Origin of the sequence: Romboutsia faecis, assembly GCF_014323405.1 — a bacterium.
In the GTDB taxonomy this organism is placed as follows: Bacteria; Bacillota; Clostridia; order Peptostreptococcales; family Peptostreptococcaceae; genus Romboutsia_E; species Romboutsia_E faecis.
Genome location: NZ_JACRWE010000018.1, coordinates 1 through 6706, shown reverse-complemented (window position 1 = coordinate 6706; position 6706 = coordinate 1). Strand labels below are relative to the sequence as shown.

3 protein-coding genes, 2 rRNA genes and 1 pseudogene are annotated in these 6706 nt (G+C 29.5%); 5 read left to right on the top strand and 1 reads right to left on the bottom strand.

The features are described from left to right. The first annotated feature begins 7 nt into the window (after positions 1-7). Positions 8-124, top strand: a 5S ribosomal RNA gene (gene rrf / locus H8923_RS16760). Between the two features lie 294 nt (positions 125-418). Next, positions 419-1539, top strand: a pseudogene (locus H8923_RS17860) (aminopeptidase). Between the two features lie 86 nt (positions 1540-1625). Here the strand turns inward: H8923_RS17860 and H8923_RS16750 are convergent. Beyond that, entirely contained in the window at positions 1626-2831 is a 1206-nt protein-coding gene (locus H8923_RS16750) for a pyridoxal phosphate-dependent aminotransferase (RefSeq protein ID WP_153973185.1), read from the bottom strand. 355 nt (positions 2832-3186) lie between these two features. Here H8923_RS16750 and H8923_RS16745 point away from each other — a divergent pair, with 355 nt between their 5' ends. From H8923_RS16745 to H8923_RS16735, 3 genes are all read left to right on the top strand, one after another. Then, complete coding sequence (locus H8923_RS16745; protein ID WP_153973186.1) at positions 3187-5535, top strand: anaerobic ribonucleoside triphosphate reductase; 2349 nt, start codon at positions 3187-3189, stop codon at positions 5533-5535. Between the two features lie 19 nt (positions 5536-5554). Next, positions 5555-6094 carry an anaerobic ribonucleoside-triphosphate reductase activating protein gene (gene nrdG / locus H8923_RS16740; RefSeq protein WP_153973187.1) on the top strand — a complete coding sequence of 180 codons (540 nt, stop codon included), beginning with the start codon at positions 5555-5557 and terminating at the stop codon, positions 6092-6094. Positions 6095-6589: 495 nt separating this feature from the next. After that, positions 6590-6706: ribosomal RNA gene (locus H8923_RS16735) — 16S ribosomal RNA — on the top strand; the annotation flags it as partial.

Sequence of the window (6706 nt, the reverse complement as noted above, 5' to 3'; positions counted from 1 at the left end):
AAGATTATGTGGTTACTATAGCAAAGAGGATACACCTGTTCCCATTCCGAACACAGAAGTTAAGCTCTTTAGCGCTGATGGTACTTGGGGGGCAACCTCCTGGGAGAGTAAGACGTAGCCACGTAATCTTTTTTATTTATAAAAATTAGGAGTATAAATGTACTATTATTTCAAGTAAGTACAGTTTATACTCTTTTTTGATTTATAATTTTAATCTAGAGTATTTAGAGAGATTTATCTAGTTGATATTTTACTATTATATATCGGTAAAGATCTAAAATATATAATAATTATCAATCGTTTTTAAATACATATTCCATATAAATTTTATTATATAAAATAATCAAAATAATATGTAGAGATTAATGAAGAAAAGTTATACTATTGTAGATATCTTATAGTAAAAGGAGGATTGGGTATGGCTGATGAAAGATTAAATAAATTAGCGAAACTTTTAGTTGAATATTCTGTAGAAGTAAAAGAGGGGGATATTGTATATGTATGTGCAGATGAGGTTGCAACACCATGGGTTATAGAAGTTGTAAAAGAAGCTACTAAGAAAGGTGCTCATATAGAATACACACTAGAATCAGATGAGATAAAAGAAATTCAATTGAAGTATGGAAGTGAAAAGCAGCTTAAGAGTGGCAATATGATATACGAATCCATATTAAGTGAAGCTGATGTATGGCTGACTGCTTGGGGGAATAGAAATACAAGAATGTTATCTAGGATAAATTCTGATAAATTAAAAATGTATCAGCAAGGATCTAGTACATGGAGAAAGATTTACTCAGATAGAACTGGTGATGGAAGTTTAAGATGGTGTGGAACTCAATATCCAACTTATGCAGATGCGCAAGAGGCTTCTATGAGTATGAAGATTTTGTTTACGGAGCTGGATTATTAGATAGCCAAGATCCTGTATCTGAATGGAAAAAAATAAGTAAAGAACAAGAACGATGGGTAAAATACTTAGACAGCAAAAGTAATCTTCATATAGTATCTGAGGATACAGATATTATGGTAGGAATAGAAGGCAGAAAGTGGATAAATTGTGACGGAAAACAAAATTTCCCAGATGGTGAAATTTTCACGTCACCATTAGAGAATAATATCAATGGATATATAACATTTTCATTTCCAGGTATATTTGCAGGGAGACAAATAGAAGGAATAAAACTTGAAGTTAAAGATGGTAAGGTTGTTAATGCTAAGGCAAAAAAAGGAGAAGAATTGTTAAAGTCATTATTAGATACTGATGAGGGATCAAGTTTCTTTGGAGAGGTAGCTATAGGAACTAATTATGGAATAAAAGATTTTACTTCAAATATGCTATTTGATGAAAAAATAGGTGGCACAGTACATATGGCAATTGGAGACTCAATGCCAGAAGCAGGAGGAAAAAATAAGTCATCATTACACTGGGATATGCTTTGTGATATGAGGAATGGTGGGAAAATATATGCTGATGGTGAGTTATTTTATGAAAATGGAAAATTCATAGATTCAATTCTAGAAAAGTATAATATAAAATAAAATACTATTAACAAGTAAAATTTACATAGATGAAAGGTAGTATCGATAAATTGTATAAATTTATTAATACTACCTTTTTTATTTATCTAGTAATTATTAATAGTGTTTGATTGCATTATATTTGAAACAAATACATTTAATCTGTCTAATGCCTCTAAAAAGTAATCTTCTTTACAAGCATATGAGATACGAACATAATTATCAATACCAAAGGCTAGACCAGGTACAATAGCAACATTATACTCTTCCAAAAATTTTTCACAAAATTCTATAGAAAAACTTTCTTTGTAATCAAACTTATCTTTTATTTTAGATAAATCTATGAACACATAGAATGCACCTTCAGGATACACATATTCGATATTAGGTATAGTATCTAACTTAGATGTTATCAAGTCTCTTCTGTGTTTATATGTCCTTACCATATTATTTATATCATCACCACATTGTGTTAGTGCTCCATAACCTATGTACTGTGATATTAAAGAAGGATGAGATACAAGGTGACCTTGGATAGCATTTATACCTTTTGCTATTTTTTTATTAGATGCAGAGTATCCTAACCTAACACCTGTCATAGCAGCAGATTTAGCAAATCCATTTATAGTTATAGTGATATCTTTTATTTCATTACTTAAAGATGCAACTGATACAAAGTTATCTGTATAGCATATCTTTTCATAAATCTCATCTGCTAGTATATATATATTATTTCTTAAACATACATTTGCAATATCAATCAATTCGTCTTTTTTATAAACAGCTCCTGTTGGATTAGAAGGATTAGTTAAAATAAGAAGTTTAGTTTTATTTGTTATATATTTTTCTAATAATTCCCCTGTTAGCTTGAAGTCATTACTTTTTTCAGTTTCAATAGGCACTGGAACTGCATTTACAATTTTGGTCATTTCAGAATAACTTACCCAATATGGTTTAGGAAGTAAAACTTCATCTCCTGGATTAGTAACAGCTAATAAAGCATTAGTAATAGCATGTTTTGCTCCATTAGATACAACTATTTCATCTATAGAATAGATGCAATTATTTTCATTTGAAAGCTTTTTACAAATTTCTTCTCTTAAAATTTTAATTCCGGAAACTAAGTTGTATTTTGTTTCATTCTTATTAAGAGAATCTATTCCAACTGATTTAGCTTTTTCGGGGATATTAAAATCTGGTTCCCCTATGCTAAGATTAATAATATCTCTTCCTAAGTTTTTTAGTTCGTTTACCTTTGAACTGATTCCGATAGTTACTGATGGAGTTATAGATGATAATCTATTAGATAACATAAAATTCCCCCCTTTAGATTGTATATTTAATATGTTATACGAAAATTTAGAAAAAACATACTCTAAATATGAAAATAAATAAATTCCTGTTTTAATAAAAGCATTTAATGAAATTGGCTAAATAAGTTAATAAGAGTATATGTTTTACTAAAAAAATAATACTAATAATTTTAATACACTAATATTTATAAGAAAAAAGTACATATTTGAAGTGTATTGGATTATATAGTCAATAAATATAATCTAGTATAAAATGAAATCTTAAATTAAGATATATATCAGTTTTTATATACAATATATAGTGGTAGAAATAAAATTGTGATACAATATATAGTAACAAAGGGGGCGTTTTATAATGGTTAGATTTGTAAAAAAAAGAGATGGGAGAATTATACCATTCAATGAGGATAGGATAACTAGAGCTATTTTTCTAGCGGCTGAGAAAGTTGCAAAGAAAGAAGAAGAAGTTCCAAATTATAAGTTATCAGAGCAGTTAACTCAAGAAGTTATAAGAGTATTGAACTCTAAATATACAGATTCTATACCTGGAGTAGAAGATATACAAGATGTAGTTGTAAAAGTATTAATAGAAACTGGGCATGCAAAAACTAGTGAAGAATATATTATATACAGAACTGAGAGAAGTAGAATCAGAAATTCAAAAACAAGATTAATGAAAGCAATAGAAGAAATTACTTTTGAAGACTCCAGTGATGCAGATATAAAAAGAGAGAATGCTAATATAGATGGAGATACTGCTATGGGAACTATGCTCCAATATGGAAGTGCTGTATCTAAAGAATTCTGCAAAACTCATATATTAAAACCGGAGCACTCATATGCTCATGATAATGGAGACATACATATACATGATATGGATTTTTTAAATATGGGAACATTGACTTGTTGTCAAATTGATCTTGAAAAACTTTTTGAAGGTGGATTTTCAACTGGTCATGGTTTCTTAAGAGAACCGAATGATGTAATGAGTTATGGAGCGTTGGCAGCTATAGCAATTCAAAGTAATCAAAATGATCAACATGGCGGTCAAAGCATACCTTTTTTTGATTATGGATTAGCTAAAGGAGTATACAAGACATTTAGAAAGCAATATATATCTAATATGTCAAAGGCATTAAAATTATTTAAAGATATAGATGATAAAGAAGCTATAAAAAATATTGTTTGTAAAATAGAAGAAGAGAATCTAAAGCTGGGATTAAAGAAGAATGAGTCATATATAAATAAAGAAAAAGAAATGTTAAAAGAAGAATTTAATATAGATGAAGATGTAACTAAAAAGATACAAGAGTTTGCTTATAATGAGGCATATGAAGAAACTGATAGACGAACATATCAGTCAATGGAAGGATTTATACATAATTTAAATACTATGCACTCTAGAGCAGGAGCTCAAGTGCCTTTTTCTAGTGTGAACTTTGGGACTGATATATCAGAAGAAGGTAGGATGGTTAGTAAGAATTTATTATTGTGCTTAGAACGTGGATTAGGAAATGGAGAAACACCTATATTTCCAATATTAATATTTAAGGTAAAGGAAGGTATAAATTTAAACCCAGGAGATCCTAATTACGACTTATTTAAATTATCTTGTAAAGTATCAGCTAAGAGATTATTCCCGAATTTTAGTTTTTTAGATGCTCCTTTTAATGCAAAATATTATAGAGGAGGTCATCCAGAGACTGAAGCTACATATATGGGATGTAGAACTAGGGTTTTGAGTAATGTTTGTGGAGAAGAAGTTGTTAGTGGTAGAGGTAATTTATCATTTACAACAATTAACCTACCTAGATTAGGTATAAAACATGGGATGATAAATAATGAAGAAGCAAACTTAGATGGATTCTTTAAAGAATTAGATGAAAAAATAGACCTAGTTATAGATCAACTATTAGAAAGGATGGAGGTTCAAGGCAACAAAAAGGTGAAGAATTTTCCATTCTTAATGGGGCAAGGCATATGGCTGGGATCTGATAATTTAGGACCAGAAGATAAATTAAAGGAAGTAATAAAACAAGGAACACTAACAGTAGGATTTATAGGGTTAGCAGAGTGTTTGATTGGGCTTGTAGGAAAACATCATGGTGAAAGCAAAGAAGCTCAAGTATTAGGCATAAAAATAATATCACACATGAAAGATAGGATGGATGAAGCTAGTGATAAGTATAAATTAAACTTTTCATTAATAGCAACTCCAGCAGAGGGGCTTTCAGGTAGATTTACTTCTATAGATAAGGCCCTATATGGAGAAATAGAAGGAATAACAGATAAAGAGTACTATACGAATTCTTTCCACGTACCAGTTTACTATAAGATAAGTGCTTTTGAAAAAATAAGAATAGAGGCACCTTATCATGAATTTACTAATGCTGGCCATATAACCTATGTAGAGTTAGATGGAGATCCTACAAATAATTTAGAAGCATTTGAAACAATAATAAGAGCTATGAAGGAATTAGGAATAGGATACGGTAGCATAAATCATCCTGTGGATAGAGACCCTATTTGCGGATACTCAGGAATTATTGAAGGTAATATATGTCCTGCTTGTGGGAGAAATGAAGAAATAGATAATGTTAAGTTTGAAAGAATAAGAAGGATAACAGGATATTTAGTAGGAACTGTTGATAGATTTAATAATGCAAAAAGAGCAGAGGTACGAGATAGAGTAAAACATAGGTAATTTAAATGGAGGCGCTATTATGAAATTAAGATTAGCATCGCCTACTACTTTTGATAGTATAGTAGATGGACCGGGGTTAAGAATGGTAATTTGGACTCAAGGTTGTATTCATAACTGTACTGGGTGCCATAATCCGCAAACACATTCTTTAAATAGTGGATATAAAATAGATGTTAATGAGATTATAGATATAATTAGGAATTTAAAACTTCAGAAAGGAATTACTCTGTCAGGGGGAGAACCATTCTTACAATCAGAAGTTTTAGAATTAATTGCAAAAGAAGCTAAAAGAAATAAATTAGATGTATGGGCTTATACGGGGTTTACTTTTGAAGAATTGTTAGAACCAGAAAATAAAGATCATAATGATAGGATCAAATTGCTTAATCAAATAGATGTTTTAGTTGATGGAAAATTTGAATTAAGTAAAAGAGATATAAGTCTAAAATTTAGAGGTTCATATAATCAGAGAATAATAGATGTTCAAAGAAGCTTAAAAGAAAATGATATTATTTTAAAATATGAATATATGAATAAGGTATTATCTATCGCAAAATAAACTAATGCGGATATTAATAAAGTTATTGAAGAGACAAGTATATACTTTATTAATGAGATTACTTAGATATATTATAAAAAAACTAGATATTAATCTGAAAAAATGATTAATATCTAGTTTTTTATTTACATATTGGTACTTATGAATAAGAAATATAAATAAAAAATATAATGTTAATAAATACTTTAATAATGTGGATAAAATAGGTGTGATAGAGTTGGAATCTATAAGATGAGTTGTATATAATGTGGATAACTTATTTTGATTAGATATAGAATTATATTTAATAAAAAAATATATAAAAAAGGTGTTGACGATATGCTTTAAAGTTGATATAGTATTACTTGTCCGAGAAACACGGACGAAACAAACAAAACAAAATAAGAACTTTGAAAATTAAACAGTAGGTTAATTTATATAACTAATTCTTTATAAGAATTATTCGAAACAACCAAACAAAGCCAGATATATAACAGTATCTGAGCCCATCAACTTTTATTTGAGAGTTTGATCCTGGCTCAGGATGAACGCTGGCGGCGTGCCTAACACATGCAAGTCGAGCGATTTACTTCGGTAAAGAGCGGCGGACGGGTGAGTAACGCGTGGGTAACC

Bases quoted from the DNA above. Each gene is read 5' to 3' on its own strand.
- nrdG (WP_153973187.1), top strand. From the start codon at position 5,555: ATGAAATTAAGATTAGCATCGCCTACTACTTTTGATAGTATAGTAGAT.
- H8923_RS16750 (WP_153973185.1), bottom strand. From the start codon at position 2,831: ATGTTATCTAATAGATTATCATCTATAACTCCATCAGTAACTATCGGA.
- H8923_RS16745 (WP_153973186.1), top strand. From the start codon at position 3,187: ATGGTTAGATTTGTAAAAAAAAGAGATGGGAGAATTATACCATTCAAT.